The sequence below is a fragment of the Specibacter sp. NPDC078709 genome, from assembly GCF_040686795.1.
Taxonomy (GTDB): Bacteria; Actinomycetota; Actinomycetes; order Actinomycetales; family Micrococcaceae; genus Specibacter.
On record NZ_JBFBLU010000003.1, the window covers coordinates 209,931 to 231,707 of the forward strand.

The 21,777-nt window shown below is 61.1% G+C and carries 19 protein-coding genes; 8 read left to right on the plus strand and 11 right to left on the minus strand.

The features are described from left to right. Window positions 1–58: 58 nt before the first annotated feature. From asnB to AB0P14_RS07550, 3 genes are all read left to right on the plus strand, one after another. A complete protein-coding gene (gene asnB / locus AB0P14_RS07540) occupies window positions 59–2,743 on the plus strand; it encodes an asparagine synthase (glutamine-hydrolyzing) (RefSeq protein WP_363839922.1) in 2,685 nt (894 codons plus the stop codon). 94 nt (window positions 2,744–2,837) lie between these two features. After that, window positions 2,838–4,907 (plus strand): M3 family metallopeptidase, encoded by a 2,070-nt coding sequence (locus tag AB0P14_RS07545; protein ID WP_363839925.1) that lies wholly within the window; start codon window positions 2,838–2,840, stop codon window positions 4,905–4,907. Window positions 4,908–4,911: 4 nt separating this feature from the next. Next, the gene (locus tag AB0P14_RS07550; protein WP_363839928.1) at window positions 4,912–5,592 is read left to right on the plus strand and encodes a GNAT family N-acetyltransferase; all 681 of its coding nucleotides are present in this window, start codon (window positions 4,912–4,914) and stop codon (window positions 5,590–5,592) included. Between the two features lie 86 nt (window positions 5,593–5,678). Here AB0P14_RS07550 and AB0P14_RS07555 read toward each other — a convergent pair whose 3' ends face one another. The 8 genes from AB0P14_RS07555 to AB0P14_RS07590 all read right to left on the minus strand — a co-directional run bounded on the left by AB0P14_RS07555 (window position 5,679) and on the right by AB0P14_RS07590 (window position 15,729). After that, complete coding sequence (locus tag AB0P14_RS07555) at window positions 5,679–6,584, minus strand: dihydrodipicolinate synthase family protein (RefSeq protein ID WP_363839931.1); 906 nt, start codon at window positions 6,582–6,584, stop codon at window positions 5,679–5,681. Between the two features lie 149 nt (window positions 6,585–6,733). Beyond that, entirely contained in the window at window positions 6,734–7,636 is a 903-nt protein-coding gene (gene pdxS / locus AB0P14_RS07560) for a pyridoxal 5'-phosphate synthase lyase subunit PdxS (RefSeq protein ID WP_363839934.1), read from the minus strand. Between the two features lie 109 nt (window positions 7,637–7,745). After that, window positions 7,746–8,372 carry a phosphatidylinositol phosphate synthase gene (pgsA, locus tag AB0P14_RS07565; RefSeq protein ID WP_363839937.1) on the minus strand — a complete coding sequence of 209 codons (627 nt, stop codon included), beginning with the start codon at window positions 8,370–8,372 and terminating at the stop codon, window positions 7,746–7,748. Window positions 8,373–8,380: 8 nt separating this feature from the next. After that, entirely contained in the window at window positions 8,381–8,950 is a 570-nt protein-coding gene (locus tag AB0P14_RS07570) for an HIT domain-containing protein (protein ID WP_363839940.1), read from the minus strand. After that, the gene (gene thrS, locus AB0P14_RS07575) at window positions 8,947–10,959 is read right to left on the minus strand and encodes a threonine--tRNA ligase (RefSeq protein ID WP_363839943.1); all 2,013 of its coding nucleotides are present in this window, start codon (window positions 10,957–10,959) and stop codon (window positions 8,947–8,949) included. Before thrS ends, AB0P14_RS07570 begins: the two co-directional genes overlap by 4 nt. A gap of 153 nt (window positions 10,960–11,112) precedes the next feature. After that, window positions 11,113–11,517, minus strand: a complete 405-nt coding sequence (locus AB0P14_RS07580) for a LysE family transporter (protein ID WP_363840438.1) — start codon at window positions 11,515–11,517, stop codon at window positions 11,113–11,115. Between the two features lie 380 nt (window positions 11,518–11,897). After that, on the minus strand, window positions 11,898–15,317 hold the full coding sequence (gene dnaE, locus AB0P14_RS07585; RefSeq protein WP_363839946.1) for a DNA polymerase III subunit alpha: 3,420 nt from the start codon (window positions 15,315–15,317) through the stop codon (window positions 11,898–11,900). Then, window positions 15,310–15,729 (minus strand): hypothetical protein, encoded by a 420-nt coding sequence (locus tag AB0P14_RS07590; RefSeq protein ID WP_363839949.1) that lies wholly within the window; start codon window positions 15,727–15,729, stop codon window positions 15,310–15,312. The genes dnaE and AB0P14_RS07590 overlap by 8 nt, the downstream gene beginning before the upstream one ends. A 278-nt stretch (window positions 15,730–16,007) precedes the next feature. On the opposite strand from AB0P14_RS07590, the gene AB0P14_RS07595 reads away from it, so the two are divergent. Together AB0P14_RS07595 and AB0P14_RS07600 are read left to right on the plus strand one after the other, a co-directional pair. Continuing rightward, window positions 16,008–16,514 (plus strand): GNAT family N-acetyltransferase, encoded by a 507-nt coding sequence (locus AB0P14_RS07595; RefSeq protein WP_363839951.1) that lies wholly within the window; start codon window positions 16,008–16,010, stop codon window positions 16,512–16,514. Window positions 16,515–16,533: 19 nt separating this feature from the next. Then, on the plus strand, window positions 16,534–16,956 hold the full coding sequence (locus AB0P14_RS07600) for a VOC family protein (RefSeq protein WP_363839954.1): 423 nt from the start codon (window positions 16,534–16,536) through the stop codon (window positions 16,954–16,956). A 69-nt stretch (window positions 16,957–17,025) separates the two neighbouring features. Here the strand turns inward: AB0P14_RS07600 and AB0P14_RS07605 are convergent, their stop codons facing one another. Further along, window positions 17,026–17,751: an SOS response-associated peptidase gene (locus AB0P14_RS07605; RefSeq protein ID WP_363840441.1), complete on the minus strand. Its 726-nt coding sequence runs from the start codon at window positions 17,749–17,751 to the stop codon at window positions 17,026–17,028. A gap of 116 nt (window positions 17,752–17,867) precedes the next feature. On the opposite strand from AB0P14_RS07605, the gene AB0P14_RS07610 reads away from it, so the two are divergent. The 3 genes from AB0P14_RS07610 (at window position 17,868) to AB0P14_RS07620 (ending at window position 20,016) form a co-directional block, all read left to right on the plus strand. Then, window positions 17,868–18,125, plus strand: a complete 258-nt coding sequence (locus tag AB0P14_RS07610; protein ID WP_363839957.1) for a mycoredoxin — start codon at window positions 17,868–17,870, stop codon at window positions 18,123–18,125. A 170-nt stretch (window positions 18,126–18,295) separates the two neighbouring features. Further along, window positions 18,296–19,396, plus strand: a complete 1,101-nt coding sequence (locus tag AB0P14_RS07615; RefSeq protein ID WP_363839960.1) for an S-(hydroxymethyl)mycothiol dehydrogenase — start codon at window positions 18,296–18,298, stop codon at window positions 19,394–19,396. Continuing rightward, window positions 19,393–20,016 (plus strand): MBL fold metallo-hydrolase, encoded by a 624-nt coding sequence (locus AB0P14_RS07620; protein WP_363839963.1) that lies wholly within the window; start codon window positions 19,393–19,395, stop codon window positions 20,014–20,016. Before AB0P14_RS07615 ends, AB0P14_RS07620 begins: the two co-directional genes overlap by 4 nt. Before the next feature lie 166 nt (window positions 20,017–20,182). Here the strand turns inward: AB0P14_RS07620 and AB0P14_RS07625 are convergent, their stop codons facing one another. Both AB0P14_RS07625 and AB0P14_RS07630 read right to left on the minus strand, forming a co-directional pair. Continuing rightward, the gene (locus AB0P14_RS07625) at window positions 20,183–20,896 is read right to left on the minus strand and encodes a lipoate--protein ligase family protein (RefSeq protein WP_363839966.1); all 714 of its coding nucleotides are present in this window, start codon (window positions 20,894–20,896) and stop codon (window positions 20,183–20,185) included. Further along, a complete protein-coding gene (locus AB0P14_RS07630; protein ID WP_363840444.1) occupies window positions 20,893–21,711 on the minus strand; it encodes a thioesterase family protein in 819 nt (272 codons plus the stop codon). The genes AB0P14_RS07625 and AB0P14_RS07630 overlap by 4 nt, the downstream gene beginning before the upstream one ends. Window positions 21,712–21,777: the final 66 nt, after the last annotated feature.

Sequence of the window (21,777 nt, forward strand, 5' to 3'; positions counted from 1 at the left end):
CCGCTAAGCAAGTAGCATTGTCGGCAGGACTGACGTGCTAAAGATGAGGTAAGTAAGTATGTGCGGAATCGCCGGATACTACGGTTATGGGGAAGATCAAACCCTATTGCAGCAGATGAATGCGTGCATGGTGCACCGCGGGCCAGACGGTGAGGGTGTCTACACCCACGGCAGTGTTGGGTTGGCGCATCGTCGTCTTTCCATCATTGATGTGGCCCATGGCCAGGAGCCCATGTACAGCGCCGACGGCGAAACTGTGCTGGTCTACAACGGTGAGGTTTATAACTACCTCGAGCTGCGTGCCGAGCTGGAGGCACTGGGACGTACCTTCTCCACCCAATCGGATACCGAAGTTGTGCTGCAGTCCTACGAGGAATGGGGAGACGCTGCCTTTGACAAGTTCAACGGCATGTTCGGCTTCGCCATCCACGACCGCAAAAACAGCCGTCTGGTTCTGGCTCGCGACCACTTCGGTATCAAGCCGCTGTACTACGCCACAGCCGGCACCACCGAGGCTCCCACCCTGCTGTTCGGGTCCGAGATCAAGCCGCTGCTGGCCACCGGCAAGATCACCGCAGAGGTCGATGAGCGGATCTTGTACCGCTACCTGCAGTTCAGAATCCACGACGACGAATCCAGCACTTTCTTCGCCGGCGTCAACAAGCTCATGCCCGGCGAGAAGCTGGTGCTGAACACAGTGGATTCGGCAGCCGGACCGGCAGGAACTGCCACCATCAGCTCGTACACGCGTTTCAAGGAAGAACTGGCCGAGCTGGCCAAGATTGAAACGCCGTACTCGAAGGCTGTCATTGATGAATACCGGGAACGCTTCACGGAAGGTGTTCGTCTGCGTCTGCAGTCTGAAGTACCCGTGGGTACCGCCTTGTCAGGCGGACTGGACTCGTCCGCCGTCGTGGTTACCATCAACAAACTGATGCAAGAGAACGCCGCTGCCACAGACTCCCTCGGTGCCAAGCAGCAGACCTTCTCAGCTATTTTCCCCAACTCCATCAACGACGAGGAAAAGTACGCCGACGCCGTGCTGGCTCGTTGTGAGGGCAATGTCATCAGCCACAAGATTCTGCCCAAGCCGGGCGAATTTGTGGAGGATTTGGAAGATTTTGTCCGCACCATGGAAGAACCCATCATCTCCTCCGGGCCGTACGCCCAGTACCAGGTGATGCGCGAGGCCTCCAAGCACGTGACCGTGCTGCTCGATGGCCAGGGTGCCGACGAAATGATGGCCGGCTACATCCCGTACTACTTCGCTTACCTGCGTCAGCTGAAGAAGAACGGCCAGAACGCCAAACTGGCCAAGGAATTGGTGTCCAGCTCGGATATCCTGTTCCGTCTGGCTCGTTTCAGGATTCAGGGCATGCTCAGCTTCAAGAAGGAAGTTGGCGTTTCGGCGCTGTTGAACAAGAAGTTCACGGCAAAGTACAAGTCAGAGACATTTGCCAATATCCCGGATAACTTGAAGCTGCGTCTCATCGATGACCTTTTCCATAAGTCCCTGCCGGCTGTGCTGCGCTACGAGGACAAGAACACCATGCGCTTCTCCTTGGAGGGTCGCGTGCCGTTCTTGGACAAGGAAGTGGTGAAGTTCCTCTTCAGCCTCGATGACGAATCCATCATCAAGGGCGGCTGGAACAAGCGCATTCTGCGTGACGCCACCCGTGAGCTGCTGCCGGAAATGATCAGCAACCGCCGCAACAAGATCGGTTTCACCACCCCGGAAGCGGAGTGGTTTGGGCACATGAAGGAAAAGATCTACGAGATCTTCCTCTCCACCTCTTTCGGCAACCGCCCGTACTGGAACCAGGATGCCGTCATTTACGCCTTCGAGGAACTCCTCAGCGGCAAGAGCGGCGGTTCCACCATGGTCTTCTGGCGCCTGATCAACACCGAGCTGTGGCTGCGCGAGTTCTTTGATGAGCCCGAAGTCAAGGCCGGCATTGAGGGCAAGAGCGACTACATCCCCAACGCCGACAAGCAGCTGGACATCACGGTTCCCGATGGCGCCGGGACGTTCCGCCGCTACCCGTTGCGCACCGAAGTTTTCTACAAGGAAACCGACTTCGACCCCACAGTCATGACCTACGTCAAGCGTTTCTTTGACGGTCTGCCTGCCGCTGGCGGGGACCATGGCACCGCCACCGCGGACGCTCCGTGGTACTTGTTCCTCTCGGAAAAGATTGTGGCCATGACCCAGGGCCGGTCCATCCCGGTCTGGGACATCAAGGTCTCCAACGCGGCTCGCATCTTCTCCAAGTTCGTCACCCGCAACCCCGGTGGCATTGGCTTGGCCAGCCCCTGGTCCATGCAACTGGCCATTGACGAGGTGGGCTTGCCGAGGATCATGTACGCCTCCGCCCGTTCCGTCATTGGCAAACTGCAGGGCAAGTCGGGCGTGTTCTATGAAGTGGTGGGCCACAACATCAACGCGATCGACGGCGCTGCCGGGTACCAGGTGGGCACCTCCACCCACTCAGTGAAGTACGCACCGATTGACCCCGACGGCGTAGCGGCTCGCCTAAGCGCACTTGTCCGGGCTTCAGTTCCGGCTGAGTACGCGGCATCGTTTGCCGGCACTGCCATCATGGACGCCAACGATCTGGGCGTAGTCGCCTTGGGTCACGATACTGCGTTGACCAAGACGGTTCTGGAAAACATCTTCCGTGACAACCCGCAGGGCCAGACCACGGAGACCACTCCCATGTCCCTCGTATTTACACAGAAGTAAGCCACCGCAACCTTTAGCGGCACCTTCCCCAAGGACGACGGCGAAACTCTCGTTTCGCCGTCGTCCTTCGGTTAATCCATGAAAGAGTTAAAGCATGACCGAGGAAAACTCACCCAACCCGTTTTTGATGGCCAGCACGCTGGATTGTCAGCTACCGGACTTCGCCGCCATCGATGTGGAGCATTACCTGCCCGCTTTTGAGGCCGGTTTTGCCCAACAGTTGGCGGAGATTGCTGCCATTACCGAAGATCCAGCGGCGGCAACGTTTGAGAACACCGTGCTGGCCATGGAGCGTAGCGGGGCCGTGCTGATGCGGGTGGCGAACGTGTTTTTCAACATTGCCAGTTCCCATGGAACCACAGAGATTCAGGCGTTGGAGGCAATTGTTGCCCCGCTGGTGGCGGAGCATGCGGATACGGTGCAGCTGAACGCTGCGTTGTATGAGCGGATGCTCGCCGTGCCGGCGCAGGGACTGGATGCTGAAGCTGCGCGCTTGCTCGAGGAATACCGCAAGTCGTTTACGCGCGCCGGGGTGGCTCTTCCGGGGCCGTCGCAAGAACGTCTGCGCGAACTCAATGGCCAGTTGTCCTCCCTCAGCACCGAGTTTTCACAACTCGTCATGCAGGCGGGGAACGAGGCCGCCTTACATGTGCTGGATGTGGCGTTGCTCGATGGGCTGAGCACCGATGATGTGGCAACGGCGGCGGCCGCAGCCCGCGCGGCCGGTCATGCGGATGGCTACCTGCTGACGCTAATTCTGCCCACGGCACAGCCTGCCCTTGAGGCGCTGACTAATCGGGAAACCCGGCGGAAGCTGCATCTGGCCTCGGTGGGTCGTGGCAGTGGTTCTGGCGATTCTGGTGGTTCTGGTGGTTCTGGCGGTTCTGGCGGTTCTGGTGGTTCCAACGTGCTGGGCTTGGCAGCCACCATGGCATCGCTGCGGGCAGAGAAGGCAGCGTTGCTTGGTTTCTCTTCCGAAGCTGAACGCTCCATTGAACCGCAGACGGCACCGTCTTTGGCAGCCGTGCACGCCATGCTCACCCCCATCACGGCCGCGGCTGTACGCAATGCACGCTTGGAAGCGGAGAAACTAGCTGCCACAGCCGGGCACCCCATCGAGGCGTGGGATTGGGCGTTTTACTCCGAGCAGGTCCGCCGTGATGAGTACGGTGTGGATCTTGCAGCGCTACGCCCCTGGTTTGAGCTTGACTCGGTGCTGGAGAACGGCGTCTTTTATGCGGCTACACAGCTCTATGGAATTACTTTTAAGCGTCGAAGTGATCTCATCGGCTACCATCCTGAAGTCCGTATCTGGGAGGTTTCCAATGCCGATGGCTCCACGCTGGGTCTGTTCCTAGGTGACTTCTTTACGCGCGAAACCAAGCGTGGCGGAGCCTGGATGAACTCCTTCGTGGAGCAGTCCTTCCTCGAGGAAACCCATGCCGTGGTGGTCAATAACCTCAACATCCCCAAGCCTCCGGCGGGCGAACCAACACTGTTGACCTTCGATGAAGTGGTGACCTGCTTCCACGAGTTCGGTCATGCCCTGCATGGCTTGTTCTCGGCCGTCAGGTACCCGAAGTTTTCCGGGACCAATGTTCCGCGTGACTTTGTGGAATACCCGTCACAGGTGAATGAGATGTGGATCCTGTGGCCGGAGGTGCTGGCCAACTATGCCAAGCACCACCACACGGGTGAACCACTGCCTGTTGGGACGGCGGAGAAACTCGAGGCAGCAGCACTCTGGGGTCAGGGTTTTGCCACCACCGAATACTTGGGTGCAACGTTGCTGGACTTGGCATGGCATGAGCTCCCACCAAGCGCTCCCGTAACGGATCCGCTGGCCTTCGAAGCCGCAGCGCTGGCCTCTGCAGGTGTGGATCTTGCCGCGGTACCGCCACGCTACCGGACAGGCTACTTCAACCACATCTTCGCTGGAGGATATGCGGCGGGGTACTACTCCTACATTTGGTCGGAGGTACTCGACGCCGACACCGTGGCCTGGTTCAAAGCCAATGGCGGGCTTTCCCGCGCCAACGGCGAGCACTTCCGCACCACACTGTTGAGTCGTGGATTCTCCGTTGACCCCCTTCAAGCCTTCGCCGACTTTGCCGGCCGCGACGCCGATACCGCTCCCCTACTTGCCCGACGGGGGTTGGTCTAAGCGCATGGTGACACTTGCAGATTGCCAACGTACACAGCATGCATGGTTCCGTGCACTGGCTGAGGCCACGGGCGGGCGGGCGTTTTCCACGCACCGCATGGACTGGGTGTGGCTCCCGGAAACCCGGGAAATGTTGTGCCTGTTCCCCCAGGAAATTACCGACGCCGGCCTACAGCCTGCCTTGGCCGAAGCCGAACGCCGCGGTGCCACCGCTGTCGGTGTGTGGATGAATGCTGCCGTGCGGGAGGGAATCTTGCCGGCGTACCGTTTTGAGCGCGGCTGGCAGCCGTGGTGGATGACCCGCGCCCTGGACGTTGAGAGTGTGGCGGCCGCTAGCGAAACTTCCGATGACCGTGTGGAGTTGACCTGTCTCGCTGACGATCAAGTGTGGCTGGCGACTGCCCGCAATGGGCAGGACTGGGCGGGACGCTCCTATGCGTTTTTGCCGCCGAACCAGCAGGGCGGAAAAAACCTGGCGGGCATCTTTGACATGGTGGTGGATCCCGAGCATCGCCGCACCGGGCTCGGTACCGCCCTGTTGAATTCTCTGGCCGAAGCGGCGTTCAACGCCGGAGCAGAGCACTTGCTACTCAACGCCACCCCGGATGGGCAACGGCTCTACCGCAACCGCGGCTTCGAACTCATTGGCAAAGGCCAGACGTGGTGGTTCCACCCGCCGCAGTAACCCCTTCCGACGCCGCACCACTTTACGGCCCTTTTTGAGCGACGCCGCACCACTTTACGGCCCTTTCCCAACGATCGCGCAGCTGGCTACCCGTTAAGGGCGGCGCTGAGCTGCCAGGTTTCCTCTTGAGTGGCCGCGGCAAAAGGACCCCGGGGCGCAGCCGTCGGAACGCCGATGACGTTGGACAGCGCGTGGAGTGCGCCGATGGCGTGAGGCATGCCAGCCAGGGCGTGCGCGATGGCCTGCAACCGCGCCAAGCTGGCACCCTGTGGCGCTCCTGCCTGGGCGAGCCGCCACACCTCGATGTAGTCACCCGGCAGCAGTCCCGCCAGTCCAGTGTGCCAGGCATCAACTTCTGGGCGTTCGGCCAGCAACTGAACATCGGCGCTGAGTCCGATGGAAAAGTTAGGACCGACTGCTGCCCTGAGCTCGCTAACGCGGCCCGCGACATCCTCGCGACGCATGGTGTCCTTAACTGCGCGTAGGCGGGTATTGCTTGCTAAATAGGCCAGGGTTGCGGGGCTGACATCAAAATGCGTCTGCAGCGGCTTGTTGTAAAAGCAGATCGGCAGGGTCGTTGCTTCAGAGACCGCCAAGAATAGCGCACGAACTTCCGCATCCGAAAGCGGCAAATAAGAAAACGGGGCTAGAAGTAACCCGGAGGCTCCCGCACTCTCGGCATCCTGCGCCAAGCGCACCACCTCGCGTGTGGACGGGGCACTCACTGCCGCATACACGGGCATGGCGGATTCCCGCAAACCTTCCGAGGTACCTACCATGACTGCTGACTCGACAGCCATTTGCACAACTGCTTGCCGTTCACCCCGGTCGAAAGTTACCCCCGTACCAGAGGTGGCGAGCACGGTCATCCCTGATATGCCCGCAAAAGACGCGTTGCGCACGAGGTGAGCTAGCCACGCTAAGTCAAGTTCGTCGTCGTCCCTCAGGGGCGTGATGGGGTAGGCCAGAAGGCCAGCGAAGGGCTGCGTCATGGTGTCAATCTTGGCTGGGAGGAGCCAAGAACACAAACGGTTGAGGGAGAACTAAATCTCCCTCAACCGTTTGCACGCCAGCGGCGCCGTAAAGTGGTGCCGCGTCGAGAAAAACACGCCGTAAAGTGATGCGGCGTTGGTAGGGCGGGTTACCAGCCGCGCTCGGCCAGGCGGTGCGGCTCGGGGATGTCGGCCACGTTGATGCCCACCATGGCTTCGCCGAGGCCGCGGGAAACACCCGCAATCACGGAAGGGTCATCGAAGAACGTGGTGGCCTTGACCACGGCTGCTGCGCGCTGTGCCGGGTTGCCGGACTTGAAGATGCCGGAGCCAACGAACACGCCGTCGGCGCCGAGCTGCATCATCATGGCCGCATCAGCCGGTGTCGCAATGCCGCCGGCGGTGAACAGCACCACGGGGAGCTTACCGGCCTGCGCAACTTCCTTCACGAGCTCGTACGGGGCCTGCAGTTCCTTGGCGGCAACGTACAGCTCATCCGCCGGCAGTGCCGCCAGCTGGGCGATCTGCGTACGGATCTTGCGCATGTGGCCCGTGGCGTTGGAGACGTCTCCGGTGCCGGCTTCACCCTTGGAACGGATCATGGCAGCACCCTCGTTGATGCGGCGCAGGGCCTCACCGAGGTTGGTGGCGCCACAGACGAAGGGCACCTTGAAGTTCCACTTGTCGATGTGGTGCTCGTAGTCGGCCGGGGTGAGGACCTCGGACTCATCCACGAAGTCCACGCCGAGGGACTCCAGGACCTGCGCCTCAACGAAGTGGCCAATACGGGCCTTGGCCATGACCGGGATGGACACGGCGGCGATGATGGCGTCAATCATGTCCGGATCGCTGGCGCGGGACACGCCACCCTGTGCCCGGATGTCGGCAGGGACCCGCTCGAGTGCCATGACGGCTACGGCGCCGGCGTCTTCGGCGATCTTGGCCTGCTCAACGTTGACCACGTCCATGATGACGCCGCCCTTGAGCATGTCGGCCATGCCGCGCTTGACCCGGCTGCTGCCGGTCACAGGTGTTACCTCAGATGTAGACACAAAAAACCCCTCTGGGAAGGAACGGAAAAAGTTCACGAACCCGCAAACGTGACATGCTTCACGGGTGCGGCCAGTCTATTCCGGCCCCCAGAGGGGATAAAAACAAGTGTTACTGTCCTTGCGACGTAACCGCCGCCATAGCCTGACGCCGGACGGTTCCCATCCGCTGGAACACCGTCACCAGGCTGGCGATGGCTAGCAGAACAAGAACGACGGCGAGCACGGCTTCGGGGATTCCCAGGCCTACCAGCCCGGTCGCCACGAGGACCACCACGAGCCGGTCTGACCGCTCGGCAATGCCCACATTGGCAGTCATACCCAGACCCTCGGCGCGTGCCTTGGCGTAGGAGACAATGGAGCCAAGCACGAGGCAGGTCAGGGCCATGGCTGCGATGAAGTGGTTGTTGCCACCGGTGTAGAACCAAATGACGATACCGGCGAAGACCGCCCCGTCCCCCACCCGATCAAGGGTGGAGTCCAAGAACGCTCCCCAAGGGCCTGAACGGCCCAACATGCGTGCCATGAGCCCATCCACAATGTCCGAGAAAACGAAGACGGTGATGACCACTGTGCCCCAGAACAGTTCACCGAGCGGATAACCAATCAGCGCACCGGCAGCAACACCCAAGGTGCCGATGATGGTCACGGCATCGGGTGAGACTTTCAGGCGCACCAACAGAGCGGCAACGGGGGTGAAGATGGCGGCAAAAAGTGCCCTGGCGTATTTGTTGAGCATCACTGCCCCTATTCGGCGTTGTTCCAGGCGGCAGCCACCTGCTGGCGGGCGTCACCGAGGGTCTGGGTAATGGCCTTGGTGCCGGCGATGATCGGCATGAAGTTACCGTCACCTCCCCACCGCGGCACCACATGTTGATGCAGGTGAGCTGCAATGCCAGCCCCACCGGTGACGCCCTGGTTCATGCCCAGGTTGAAACCGGAGGGGTTGGAAACTGCGCGCAACACCCGCATGGCCTGCTGTGTGAGGGCAGCAAACTCTGCCGTCTCTGCAAGAGTCAGATCCGTGTAGTCGGGAACGTGCCGGTACGGGCACACCAAGAGGTGCCCCGGGTTGTACGGGAACAAGTTCAAGACCACATAGGCCAGTTCACCGCGGTACACAATGAGGGAATCCTCATCGCTACGACCAGGGGCCTCGCAGAACGGGCAATCGTGTTTGCCGGTAACCTGCTCCTGCCCACCCTTGACATAGGCGAGCCGGTGGGGCGTCCAGAGTCGTTGGAAGGCGTCCGGAACCCCGGGGAGTTCAAAGTCATCAACTACAACGGGCTCCGACGCCCCACCGAGTTCACTCACGCCGTGCGGTTCCGTACTGCTTCAACAATCCGACGGACTGCTTCTTCAACGGGCACGCCGTTGTCCTGGCTGCCGTCACGGAAGCGGAAGGACACTGCGTTGGCATCGGCGTCATCCCCGCCGGCGATCAGCACGAACGGGATCTTGTCCTTGGACGCCGTGCGGATCTTCTTCGGGAAGCGGTCGCTGGAGATATCCACCTCGGCACGGATGCCTGCCTTCTTAAGCTGGGCGACGACGTCGAACATGTAATCGTTGAACGCCTCAGCCACGGGGATGGCCACGACCTGGACAGGGGACAGCCAGGCCGGGAACGCGCCGGCGTAGTGCTCGGTCAGCACACCCATGAAACGCTCCACGGAACCGAATAGGGCACGGTGGATCATGACGGGACGCTGGCGGGTGCCGTCGGCAGCCTGGAATTCAAGCTCAAAACGCTCAGGCAGGTTGAAGTCCAGCTGGATGGTGGACATCTGCCAGGTGCGGCCCAGCGCATCCTTAGCCTGCACGGAGATCTTGGGACCGTAGAACGCTGCGCCACCGGGATCAGCAACCAACTCCAGTCCGGATTCGGTGGCCACTTCTGCCAGGGTGCGGGTGGCTTCCTCCCAGATGTCGTCATCGCCCACGAACTTTTCCGGATCCTTGGTGGAGAGTTCCAGGTAGAAGTCCTCCAAGCCGTAGTCCTTCAGAAGAGACAGCACAAAGTTCAGCGTCTCGGTGAGTTCGTCCTTCATCTGATCTTTGGTGCAGTAGATGTGGGCGTCGTCCTGAGTCATACCGCGCACGCGTGTCAGACCGTGGACCACACCGGACTTCTCGTAACGGTAGACCGAACCGAATTCGAACAGGCGCAACGGCAGTTCACGGTAGGAACGTCCGCGGGAGCGGAAGATCAGGTTATGCATGGGGCAGTTCATGGGCTTGAGGTAGTAATCCTGGCCGGGCTTGCGCACCGTGCCGTCCTCATTCAGCTCAGCATCAACATGCATGGGCGGGAACATGCCATCGCGGTACCAGTCCAGGTGTCCGGAGACCTCGTAGAGGTGGCCCTTGGTGATGTGCGGGGTGTAGACAAACTCGTAGCCGGCCTCAACGTGGCGCTTGCGTGAGTAGTCTTCCATCTCCTTGCGGATGATGCCGCCCTTGGGGTGGAAGATCGGCAGACCCGAGCCCAACTCATCAGGGAAGGAGAACAGATCCAATTCCACACCGAGCTTGCGGTGATCGCGGCGCTCAGCCTCGGCAATGCGCTCCTGGTAAGCCTTCAGGGCATCCTTGGTGGGCCATGCCGTGCCGTAGATGCGCTGCAGCTGCTGGTTTTTCTGGTTACCCAGCCAGTAGGCGGCGGAGGTGCGGGTCAGTGCAAAGGCGTTGGAGATCAGCTTCGTGTTGGGCAGGTGCGGGCCGCGGCACAGATCGCACCAAACTTCTTCCCCGCTCTTACGGTCAATGTTGGAGTAGATGGTGATGTCACCTGCGCCAACCTCGACGTTGACGCCTTCGGCGGCGTCAGCCACGTCGTCGTTCTTCTTACCCAGCAGCTCCAGCTTGTACGGCTCGTTGGCCATGGCTTCGCGGGCCTCCTCCTCGGAGACAACACGGCGCGCAAACTTCTGGTTCTGGTTGACGATCTTGAGCATCATCTTCTCAAGGGTCTTCAGATCTTCGGGGGTGAAGGGCTCGGCCACATCAAAATCGAAGTAGAAGCCGTCGGTGATGTACGGGCCAATGCCGAGCTTGGCATCGGGGCGCAACTGCTGTACGGCCTGGGCCATGACGTGGGCGGTGGAGTGACGGAGCACATCGAGCCCATCGGGGGAATCAATCGTGACCGATTCCACAGCGGCACCGTCTTCCAATACGGCGGCAAGATCCTTCAAAACCTCGTCAACGCGCATGACAACAACGTCGCGGCGTTCAAAGAACAGCTCCGCTCCGGTGGTGCCTGTGGCCACCGTAGTCGTCTCGCCGTCGACATTAATGGTGATCTGTGAATCCACTGACACTGGTAACTCCTTGTTTGTCATGTATGGCCCCATATCCAAGCAACATACGGGGGTTGCTGTGGGCCTCTTCGATGGTATCGGTTTGCCGGGGCCCCAACCAACCCGGGCTTCTCCTCGGCAGGGGGAACCCAACCGTCCTGCCTGGGTTTCTGATCAGCCCCGGGCCAGCATGGTCACACCCAGTAGCACCATGACAGCAGCTGTCCCAGCATCCAGCAGTTGCCATGCCTGCGGCTTGGCAAACATGGGGCGCAACACTGCTGCGCCGTACCCCAGCACCGTAAACCAGAGCAGACTGGCACCAAAGGCCCCTAGCCCAAAACCCCAGCGCATCTGTCCGTGGACGCTGGCCAGAGAACCCAAGAGCAGCACGGTGTCCAGATACACGTGGGGATTCAGCCACGTCACAGCCAACACCGCGAGCAGGACCGGCTTTGTGGTGAGGGCGGTTCCGCGGCTGGGATGCAGTCCGCCCCTGGCCCGCAGACAACGCCTTCCCGCCAGGGCGGCGTAGACAAAGAGGTATCCGGCCCCGCCAAACCGGGCTGCGGCTTCCATTGCTGGCACAGCCCGCAACACTTGGCCACCCCTGCAACGCCCACTGCAATAAGGACCACATCGCTGAGCAGGCACACCAAGACCACCAAGCCAACGTGGTCGCCGCGGAGCCCCTGCCGTAGCACAAACGCACTCTGCGCACCGATCGCGATGATCAGTGCCAGCCCTGTGCCCAACCCTGCAAGTGCTGCTGTCAGGAACTGCGTGGTCTGCATCTGACGGCTTCCGTGTAACGGCTGCGGTCCGTCAGCTGAGGCCAATTGGAGACTGCGCCAGCACCGGAGATGGTTGAGACCTTAACTCATGCCTCAGTATGCATGTCCCGGCCGTGCTTGGCATCAGTGCTGGCACCGATTTATGCCAAAATTTTCGGCGGGTCACTAGCCGGTCACCAAGGGCACGCGCGGCAGTGGCAGCTCTAGGCCTGGCGGCAGATTTTGCAGGTCCCACGCCTCCAGCGCCTGGACCGTGATGCCGCGGGGGCCGGTGCGCCGGGTCAGCCCGCGGATCAACAGCATCCGGGTGCCAAAGAGTAAGGGCCCGGATTTCTCCTGCGCCTCCGTAAAGAAGGTGCTGTCCACACATCCGGTGCCGTCGTCAATGCTGATGAACACCACCCGTTTTCCACCCCTCATGGGCGGGGTTTGGGTGGCCACCCGCACCCCGGCCACCAACACTTCACTGTTGTTGCGCAGGCTCAGGAGCTCCTGCGCCCGGCTCACACCCAGACGGTCCAGCAGCGGCGCATAGCTTTCCATGAGGTGGCCGCTGACATCCAGGGACAGCAGGTCCAGCTCCGTGCTCACGGTTTCGGCCAGTTCGGCATCGGGGTGCTCGGCTGCGAGCGCACCCAGCTCTACATCATCCATGGGCAGTGACAGCTGCCCGGCGATGGGTTCATTGCGTTTGCTGCCATGATGCCCCGGCAGGCTGTTGACGTGGGCTACCAGGTCTGCCCGGTTGGCGGTGCTTCCCGTAACGGTTTTGGCTTGGCGGTGCAGTGAGTCCAGGGCGCCCAGTTGGGCCAGCCGTTTCAGGGTTGGCCGGCTGAGTCTGGCCCGGTCCCGCAGTTCCGCAAGGGAGTTGTAGGGCTGACCGGCCAGGATTCGCTTGAGCTCCGTGGCGGAAAGTCCATACACCCCGGCCAGGCTCAGCCGTACTCCCGTCTCCCCTGTGTCGGTGCGCTCGGCGTGGTATTCGCCGGCGCTGGCGTTGATGTCCAGGGGCAGGATGGGGATGCCCATGCGGCGGGCTTCGGCGACGAGTAGGCGGCGCGGGTACATGCCCGGATCGTGTTCCCAGAGTCCGGCCATGAATTCTGCCGGGTGGTGGGCCTTGAGCCAGGCCGATTGGTAGGTGGGTACGGCAAAGGCGGCCCCATGGGCTTTGCAGAAGCCGAAGCTCCCGAAGGCGACCAGGGTCCCCCACACCTCCTCAATGACGTCGGCGCTGTACCCCTTAGCCGCAGCCTTGTCCCTGAAGTACTGCTCCACGACGGGTTCGACGGCGGGGTTCCCCAGCCCGCGCCGGAATTCGTCGGCACGGGAGAGGGTGCAACCGGTCAAGGTGGCGAAGGTCCGCAGCACCTGTTCATGAAACACCGTCACCCCATGGGTCTCGGCCAACGCAGGGATGAGGTCGGGGTGGGCGTAGTGCGGTTTGGCGAACCCGGCCCGGCTTTCCAGGAAGGGCTTGACCATATTGGATTTCATGGGGCCGGGACGGAATAGGGAAATATCGATGACGAGGTCGCTGAACTCGGTGGGGGCCATCTTGCCTACTAGCTCCCGCTGGCCTGGGGACTCGATCTGGAAGCAGCCCAGCGTGTGGGTGCTGCGGATCAGCTCAAAGGTGGGTTCGTCGTCGAGCGGTACGGCGTCAAGGTCAATGGCCCCGCCCTCCCCTATGAACGGCGCATCCGCAGCGTGACCGCCGTCGGCCGCTACAGACTCACGTGAGGGGTGCAGCTTGATGATCTCCCGCACCGCATGGGCCATGGCGCTCTGCATGCGCACGCCCAGGACATCGAGCTTGAGCATGCCCATGGCGTCCATATCGTGCTTGTCGAACTGGCTCATGGGCAGGCCCATGCCACTGGGCTGCACGGGGGTGCGGTTCAGCAGGGTGGAATCCCCCAGGATCACCCCGCACGGATGCATGGAGATGTGCCTGGGCAAACTATCCAGGCGTTGGGTGATGTCCACCAGCAGATCCAGCTGGGGTGCGGGCCCATCCCCGTCCTCCGTGGCAAAACGGGACTGGTGTATATGGGCTGCCAGCTCACGCAGTTCCGGCTTTTCCTCCAGCGCCTCCCGGAAGGAACCGGCCGAGAACCGCCACAGCTGCTTGGCGATCTGATCAATCTCACCTTTCTCAACCCCTAACGCCAGGCCCGCATCCCGTACGGCGCCCCGAGCCCGGTAACTGTTTTGCATACTCATCAGGGTCACCCGCTTGGGCCCGAAGCGCTCAAAGATGGCCCGGTACACGTTGTGCCGCTGCGCGCTTTCCACATCGAGGTCAATATCAGGCAGGGTAGCCCTGTCATTGGAGAGGAACCGTTCAAAGAGGAGATCGTTGGCCAGGGGGTCCACCGCACTGATCCCGAGCAAGTAATTAACTAACGACGACGCACCGGAACCTCGTGCGGCTCGACGCACCCCCATGGTGCGGATCATCTCCGAAACCTCGGCCACGGTGAGAAAGTACGATTCAAAACCCAACCTGGAGATGGTGTCCAGCTCTACCGACAACCTGTCCTTGGCTTTTTCTAGCTGGCTGGGTGCAAGCCCACCAAAGCGTTGGAGCAGGGCCGACTCCGTGCGCTGTTGCAATTCCTTGCCGGCAGGTTGATTCAGGCCCAGCACATCGCTTTCCGGGGTGCGTGGCTTTTTCCAGCCCAAATCCGTTGGCGGGTCGAGCCGGCACTTATCCGCCAGTTGAGCCGTGTTGGTCCACAACTGCTGAAGCCCGGTGGTGCCGTAGCCGCCGTAGTCCGCAATATCCCGGACCACCTTCTCCATCTGAGCGGAGCTTTTCAACCACGCTTGCCCCGTAGGTTGCAGATCTGACAGCTGTGCCAAGGGGGCAATGTTTCTGGCAGCATCGAGAACATCAGCCACCGGTGCGTCCTCTGGCCCGGCATAGCGGACGGCGTTACTCAAGACCGCTGGAACATCAAATTCGTGCGCCAATTTCACCATGCGGACAGCATGGGTGGTGCTCAGGGGAGCTCCTGGGGTGTTGAGGTGGCTGGTAATTTCCGCCACGAGGGAGCCTACCGGCATGGCTTCGCGCCACTGCTTGAACTTGCTGCGGGGCAGCAAATATTTACGGCTCGCCATGGCCCGGCCCACAGGAGAATGCGGGCCAAGTAACACTGTCAGCACAGGATGCCCAGACGCCGGATCAACCACACCCTGAGCCAACTGCTCTAAGGTCAGGCCCACAGGCCCCTTGGAGTGATGGTGGGCCAGTGAGATCAGACGGCACAGTGCCCCATAGCCCGCACCCGGATTCCCCGCTGCTCCGCCCTGAGCCAACACCACAACCCGCCCGGCAACGACCGGCGCGTGTTCCCCTTCTTCGAGAACGGCTAAGTCAACCCCGATGATCGGATCAATACCGGCAGCCATACACGCCTTGACATGCTTGACCGCCCCATATAGCCCGTCCCTATCGGTGATGGCCAGGGCATCGGCACCGTCAGCTGCAGCCGCCTGGGCCAGATCTTCGGGCCAGGACACCCCATAATGGGCACTGAAGGCAGTGGCTGCATGCAGGTGAATAAAGTTACGCACTGTCTTCACCCTCCCCAGGGCTTATCTCTAATGCGTCTGCTTCAAACGTGTCTGCCAACAAGGTGCCAGTCTCCAAGGTGTCACTCTCCAACGGCTCGGGTTCAGGCTCCGGCTCCACCCGTGTGTGAACTTTGATGACACGCCAGCGCAGGCTAGGCCGGTACAACACCACATCCAGAGTCAAGATCCCGGGTTCACCCTCCCGAACCACCTGCAACCGCCAGATTTGAGTGTCCACATACCCCACGCCTTCACCTGGGCGCAGACTCGTATGGTCCTGCCACCAAGGACGGCGCTGATACCAGCTCTGGGGTTTGGCAACAATCTCGTGGCACAGCCCGCGCCACCACATCCGCACAGGCTCCCCGTCAGGGGAACATTCCATGGTGACGGACTCAGTAAAGGTGCCCATGTGCGTACTCCAATCTCCACCCGACAAGGACAACCACGAGATACGTTCAGGGTAGACACGATTCATTAGTACATATCTTCGAATGAATTTAAGTGTACGCTCAATTTCACGCAGCACCCATCCGCCGCCTTGGGAAAAAACACCAGAGCGGGCACAAAACGAGTGCACAAAACGTTACCTAGCTAGATGGCTGAGAACGCCTCTTGCGTCTAGCATGGCCTTATGGCTACCGGCTGAGCCCCACCCGCAGGCGCCACAACAACTTAAAGGAGCGTTCCATGACTGACATGGTCACCCTCATCGCCAAAACCACACCACTTGAACGGGAGCTCAAAACAGCTTCCCGCACAGTGCAGGAATCCGACGTCGCCCGTCTCGGCGAACTCTATTTCACCGCTTATGACGCAGGCGTTGCTGCAGAGTCATTGGAAGCCGCCATGGCTGACATGCGGGCATCGTACGCCGGCAAATACGGCGAGTTGCTTCCCGATGCTTCCCACGTTGCCTTGGATGAGGACGGCAAGATTGTCGCCGCCGTGCTCGTCGTGGAGCATGCTCTGGGCAATGACACCCCGGATGCCCCCTTCATCATTGAGCTGATCACCGACCGGGAACACCGCCGTCGCGGCCTGGCAGAGGACTTGGTCCTGGCCACGCTGGACACCCTGTTCAACAATGGCCACAAGGACGTTGCCCTGCGGGTTGAAGCCACCAACTCTGCAGCTTTGGCCCTGTACCTCTCGCTAGATTTCCACCGCTGGTCCCCCGAAGAAGACGACGACTAAGACGCCACCCAGGGCTTCCGTGGAGCAGCGGCTGAACTTCATTACCTTGGGTGTCAGGGATGTTTTGCGCTCACGGGAGTTTTATCTCACACGGCTTGGCTGGACGGCGCATCACGAAGTCCCCGGCCAAGTCATCTTCTTGCAGCTCAACCACGGGCTGATCCTTTCCCTGTGGGACCGAGCCGCCATGGCCGCCGAGCTCGGCGTTGAGCCCTCCGACGGCGTCCCTGCCCTCACACTGAGTCACAACGTTGCCAGCCCAGCCGAGGTTGATGCAGTCTTGGCGCAGGCACGCGAGGCCGGTGCCGCCGTTGACCATCCCGCAATTCAGCAGGAGTGGGGCGGCTACAGCGGCTATTTTGCCGATCCGGATGGCTTCCGCTGGGAAGTTGCCTACAATCCCACCTGGACCGTGGACGACGCCGGACACGTCACCGTTTAGCCGCACCTCACTCCTTGCACCTACACCAGCCGCACGGGCAACAGTCAGGGAACCGGCAACCAGGAAGCACTACACCGTAATGGCCTCGATGAGTTCGGGGCCATTGTTGCGTACATTGCCCACGGCCGTGCTGACAGGATCGAGCACCCAGTCCGCGGCCAGGGCCCACGCTTCTGCGAGCGCAGCCTCCAGCAGAGCGCCGGGGACCTTATTTTCAGGATCCAGCCACTCGGCCAGCGCCTCCTTGGCCAGAGGAACGGGCAGGCGGTCGTGCAGGGTGGCCAGCTCCCCCTCCACCGGGGAGGCCATGGTGAGGATGGTGGTGCTCAACAGCCACTGATCGGGTGCCCCTTCCGGTTTGGCCGGGTCCTTCCACCACTCATACATTCCTGCAAAAACAATCAGGGCACCATCGGCACTGTGCACAAAGTAGGGCTGTTTGCTCTTGCCATCCGGTGACTTTTTCCATTCGTAATAACCCTGCACAGGAACCCCGCAGCGCCGAGCCTTGATGGCCGCACGGAACGTGGGCTTTTCCAGGACAGTCTCACTACGGGCATTGAAGGCACGCACCCCCACGGCGGAATCCTTGGCCCAGCCGGGGACCAGCCCCCACTTAGCCACATGAACCTGCCTGCGAAGGGCGCCGTCAATGAGACGCTCCAGCACAATGGGCACATCCGTGGTGGGTGCAACATTCCAAGAGGCTCGCAATTCCAGCGAGGCCTCCGCTTCAGCTTCCAGCTCCGCTACTAGGTCTCCCACGGCCCTGGCCATGACATAACGTCCACACATGTCATCCATGGTGGCACAGCTTTTCTCTGGTGGCGCAGGAAGCCCGGAATATCCCCTGCGCCCGGTAGCGTTGTCACAGATACCAACCGCACACTTTCCTCCAAGGAGCATCCACCGTGGATTTCACCCCCGACGCCGGCACCATCACCATGTTCTCCACCACCTGGTGTGGCTACTGCAAACGCCTGAAGAAGCAGCTGGACGCCGAGGGCATTGGCTACACGGAGATTAACATTGAAGATGTCCCCGGCACGGCCGCGCTCGTCGAAAACCTGAACAACGGCAACCAAACGGTACCCACGGTGCTGTTCCCGGACGGTTCCGCAGCCACCAACCCCTCACTGAAGGATGTCAAGGTCAAACTGGGCGTCTAGCCAGGAGCAACGAGGGCAGCAACATTAGGCTGCGTTTTAGGCAGCAATATCTGATGCCTGAACCAACCCGTCACCTCCTTAGCAGAGACTCCTTAAGCACCAATTCCGTGTAGCCTGTCAGTAACCCCATGGATGTTCCCGAGGCGGAACACGGTGCTTAAGGAGCTCTTATGGTTAACAAGACTGTTCACAAGGTCAAGGGCGCAGTGGTGCTGAGCAAGAACGCACCCGTCACCATCGAAACCATTCTGGTCCCGGATCCGGGCCCGGGCGAGGCCCTGGTCGACATCCTGACCAGCGGCGTTTGCCACACGGACCTGCACTACAAGCAGGGTGGCATCAATGATGACTTTCCATTCCTGCTGGGCCACGAAGCCACCGGCATCGTCAGTGCTGTGGGCGATGGCGTCACTAACGTAGTCCCCGGAGACAGGGTCATCCTGAACTGGCGTGCCGTGTGCGGCAACTGCCGCGCCTGCGCCAAGGGCCAGGCCCAGTACTGCTTCAACACCTCCAACGCCACGCAGAAGATGACACTCGAGGACGGCACCGTGCTCTCCCCCGCACTGGGCATTGGCGCGTTCATTGAAAAGACCCTCGTCGCCGCAGGCCAGTGCACCAAGGTCGACGCCGATGTAGACCCCGCCGCCGTGGGCCTGCTCGGCTGTGGTGTCATGGCCGGCATTGGCGCCGCCATCAACACCGGTGGCGTCAAGCGCGGTGACACCGTCGCTGTGATCGGCTGTGGCGGAGTTGGCTCCGCAGCAATTGCCGGTGCAGCACTGGCCGGGGCCACCAAAGTCATCGCCGTGGATCGCGATCCCAAGAAGCTGGCAGCAGCGGTAGCCCTGGGCGCAACCCACACAGTGGATGCCTCCACCGAGGATGCGGTTCTCGCTATCCAAAACCACACCGGAGGGTTCGGTGCAGATGTGGTGATTGACGCCGTCGGACGTCCCGAGACCTACAAGCAGGCTTTCTACGCCCGCGATCTGGCCGGCACCGTGGTCCTGGTGGGCGTACCCACCCCGGAGATGACGCTGGAACTGCCACTGCTGGATGTGTTTGGTCGCGGCGGTTCACTGAAGTCCTCCTGGTACGGCGATTGCCTGCCCTCCCGTGATTTCCCCATGCTCGTGGAGCTCTACAAGCAGGGCAAGCTGGACCTGGACGCGTTTGTCAGCGAACGCATCACCATCAACGATATTGAAGCCGCGTTCGCCAAGATGGGCGAGGGCTCTGTGCTGCGATCGGTGGTGGAATTCGCATGAGCGCGCGCATTGAACGGCTCGTGACCGCCGGAACATTTTCGCTGGACGGCGGTACCTGGGATGTGGATAACAACGTCTGGATCGTGGGCGATGACAGCTCTGTGTTGGTGATCGATCCCGCGCACGATGCCGCTGCCATCGCAGCAGCCGTGGGCACCCGCACGGTCAAGGCCGTACTGCTCACCCACGGACACGACGATCACATCCGGTACGCCCGCGAGTTTGCCACCTTGGTGGAAGCGCCGGTGCTCATGAACGCCGCTGACCAGATGCTCTGGGAAGACATCTACCCGGGGACCACACCTGACGGCGCCATTGTTGACGGTGAACGATTCGAGATTGCTGGCACGGCATTGACCGCACTGCACACCCCGGGACACTCCCCCGGCTCCACGTGCTTCTACGCGGCGGATCTGGGCACCGTTTTCTCCGGAGACACCTTGTTCAACGGTGGCCCCGGCGCCACGGGACGTTCCTACAGCGACTTCCCCACGATCGTTGCCTCTATCACCGAACGGCTGCTGAGCCTGCCAGGCGAGACCGTAGTCAACACCGGGCACGGCGACTCAACCACGATTGCCGCCGAGGCGCCGGGCGTTCTGGCTGCCGCACAGCAGTAAGGCCCGCGTTCCAGCCGGTCCAAACTGAGGATAACGCGATTTCCGGACGCTCAGATAAGATTTCCGGACGCTCAGATAAGTCCAAACTGCAGGTAATGCGAAGAATCAGCAAGAATTTTCGCATTACCTGCAGATTGGATGGCGGGGCAAGGCCCATGCGTGCCGATTACGGCTCGATTAGCTCGGTGTGCTGTGCGTAGGCCGCCAGGACGGCTGCTTCCACGTCGTCAACGGTCAGGCCCGGACGCAGGTCCTCCGCTGCTCCTGCGGTTGCCGGATCCCACTCCAGACCTAGGGCTGCATAGCTATCGGCCAGGACCGCACGAATCGGCGCCGAATTCTCGACCACGACGACCGAGCTGAACAGCCACGCACCTGCCACAACGCGCTGCGCTGTGCCCACAAGCTTGATGCTGTGGGCCGGTCCGCGTCCGTAAACGCTAAATTCCCCGGGGCAATATTCGCCCGGGATCTCGCCCACTCCAGCATCCACACCCAGTGATTTCAGGGCCTGGGTGAAGAGCTCAGCAAAAAAGGCGAAGCGAGCCTTGGCGCCAAGAATGGCATCGTCCTCTCGCTGGATGTGGTCCACCACCAGCGTGCCTTGATGATAGGCGGCAGCCCGGCCACCGGCTTTGCGTATTACGGGCTGAAAACCATTTTTTCGGGCCGCTGCCTCGGCAGCCGCGAACCCGGGCAGCTTGGCATCACGTTGTCCAAACGCCACGGTGGGTTCGGGCCGATAGAAGCGCAACATCGCTTCCCGGCTCCCGGTTTTGACCTCACTCAACAGTTCCAAGGCATAGTTGAGGTCCAGTTCGGCGCCACGGCTAACTTGCTGCCGGTGCACTTCTAGGACAGGTGCCAGCAGAGTACTCACTGGGAGTGCGGGATGGGTCGGACAGTCAGAATCTGTTCCGAACGCCCAAAGGGGCCAGTCACATCATGGAGCACTGACGATGTCAGCCCTACGCCGTCGGAACCAATAGTGACGTGCGTAGCCAGACCCAGCCATTCACCCACCGGCTCGCGGTAGAGGTGGATGGAAAGGTCCACATTGGGGTACATCCAGCCGCCGGGTTCGGGGTTCATACGGGCAGCCACACCGTTGGCACTGTCAGCCAGACCTAGCAGGCGAACCAGTGCAGAGGAGTGCTCTCCGCCATCGAGCATGGTGAAGGGACTGTGCAACCAGGCTCGGCCATGGCCCGGGCGGTGATCGGGCAGCGAACGGCCTTCAAGAGTCTTGATGAAACCACCAGGCCAGGTACTCATGCCGTCCCAAGGAAGCGCTTCCTCCACACTGCCCAAGGGTTCGTCCTCATAAGCTTCAACAGCAGTGGTGTCATTTTTTTGCAGGCGCCATGCCGTGGCTCGCACCGCTGCACGGCCCTGTGCCAGCAACTCCACCTGGAGGAGTTCAATGGTCTTCCCCGGGCGCAGCAACGTGGTTTCAAGGGTGAATTCGCCGGCCGGGATCATCCCGAGAATGTCAAAGTTAATCCGCACCAGGCGCATATCCGGGCGGTGCTGAAATTGCTCCAGCGCGTGAACCATGAGGCCAGCCACTGGCGCCATGTGCTGCTCATGGGGATTCCAAGCACCTTGAGCATGAGCAGTTGACTCGTAGCGATTCCCACCAAGATGGCGATAGTACGAGGTGGCCTCTACGGCAGTAATTGTTGTTTGGTCCATCATGGCAATGACTCTACCGCCAGCCACCGTGCCTGCGGCAATTCATCGATTGGTGGGACCAGTCAC

What these genes read in the sequence shown, in the direction of transcription:
- asnB (WP_363839922.1), top strand. Translation starts at nt 59, where the DNA reads ATGTGCGGAATCGCCGGATACTACGGTTATGGGGAAGATCAAACCCTA.
- AB0P14_RS07545 (WP_363839925.1), top strand. Translation starts at nt 2,838, where the DNA reads ATGACCGAGGAAAACTCACCCAACCCGTTTTTGATGGCCAGCACGCTG.
- AB0P14_RS07550 (WP_363839928.1), top strand. Translation starts at nt 4,912, where the DNA reads ATGGTGACACTTGCAGATTGCCAACGTACACAGCATGCATGGTTCCGT.
- AB0P14_RS07555 (WP_363839931.1), bottom strand. Translation starts at nt 6,584, where the DNA reads ATGACGCAGCCCTTCGCTGGCCTTCTGGCCTACCCCATCACGCCCCTG.
- pgsA (WP_363839937.1), bottom strand. Translation starts at nt 8,372, where the DNA reads ATGCTCAACAAATACGCCAGGGCACTTTTTGCCGCCATCTTCACCCCC.
- AB0P14_RS07580 (WP_363840438.1), bottom strand. Translation starts at nt 11,517, where the DNA reads ATGGAAGCCGCAGCCCGGTTTGGCGGGGCCGGATACCTCTTTGTCTAC.
- AB0P14_RS07590 (WP_363839949.1), bottom strand. Translation starts at nt 15,729, where the DNA reads ATGGGCACCTTTACTGAGTCCGTCACCATGGAATGTTCCCCTGACGGG.
- AB0P14_RS07595 (WP_363839951.1), top strand. Translation starts at nt 16,008, where the DNA reads ATGACTGACATGGTCACCCTCATCGCCAAAACCACACCACTTGAACGG.
- AB0P14_RS07605 (WP_363840441.1), bottom strand. Translation starts at nt 17,751, where the DNA reads ATGTGTGGACGTTATGTCATGGCCAGGGCCGTGGGAGACCTAGTAGCG.
- AB0P14_RS07615 (WP_363839960.1), top strand. Translation starts at nt 18,296, where the DNA reads ATGGTTAACAAGACTGTTCACAAGGTCAAGGGCGCAGTGGTGCTGAGC.
- AB0P14_RS07620 (WP_363839963.1), top strand. Translation starts at nt 19,393, where the DNA reads ATGAGCGCGCGCATTGAACGGCTCGTGACCGCCGGAACATTTTCGCTG.
- AB0P14_RS07630 (WP_363840444.1), bottom strand. Translation starts at nt 21,711, where the DNA reads ATGGACCAAACAACAATTACTGCCGTAGAGGCCACCTCGTACTATCGC.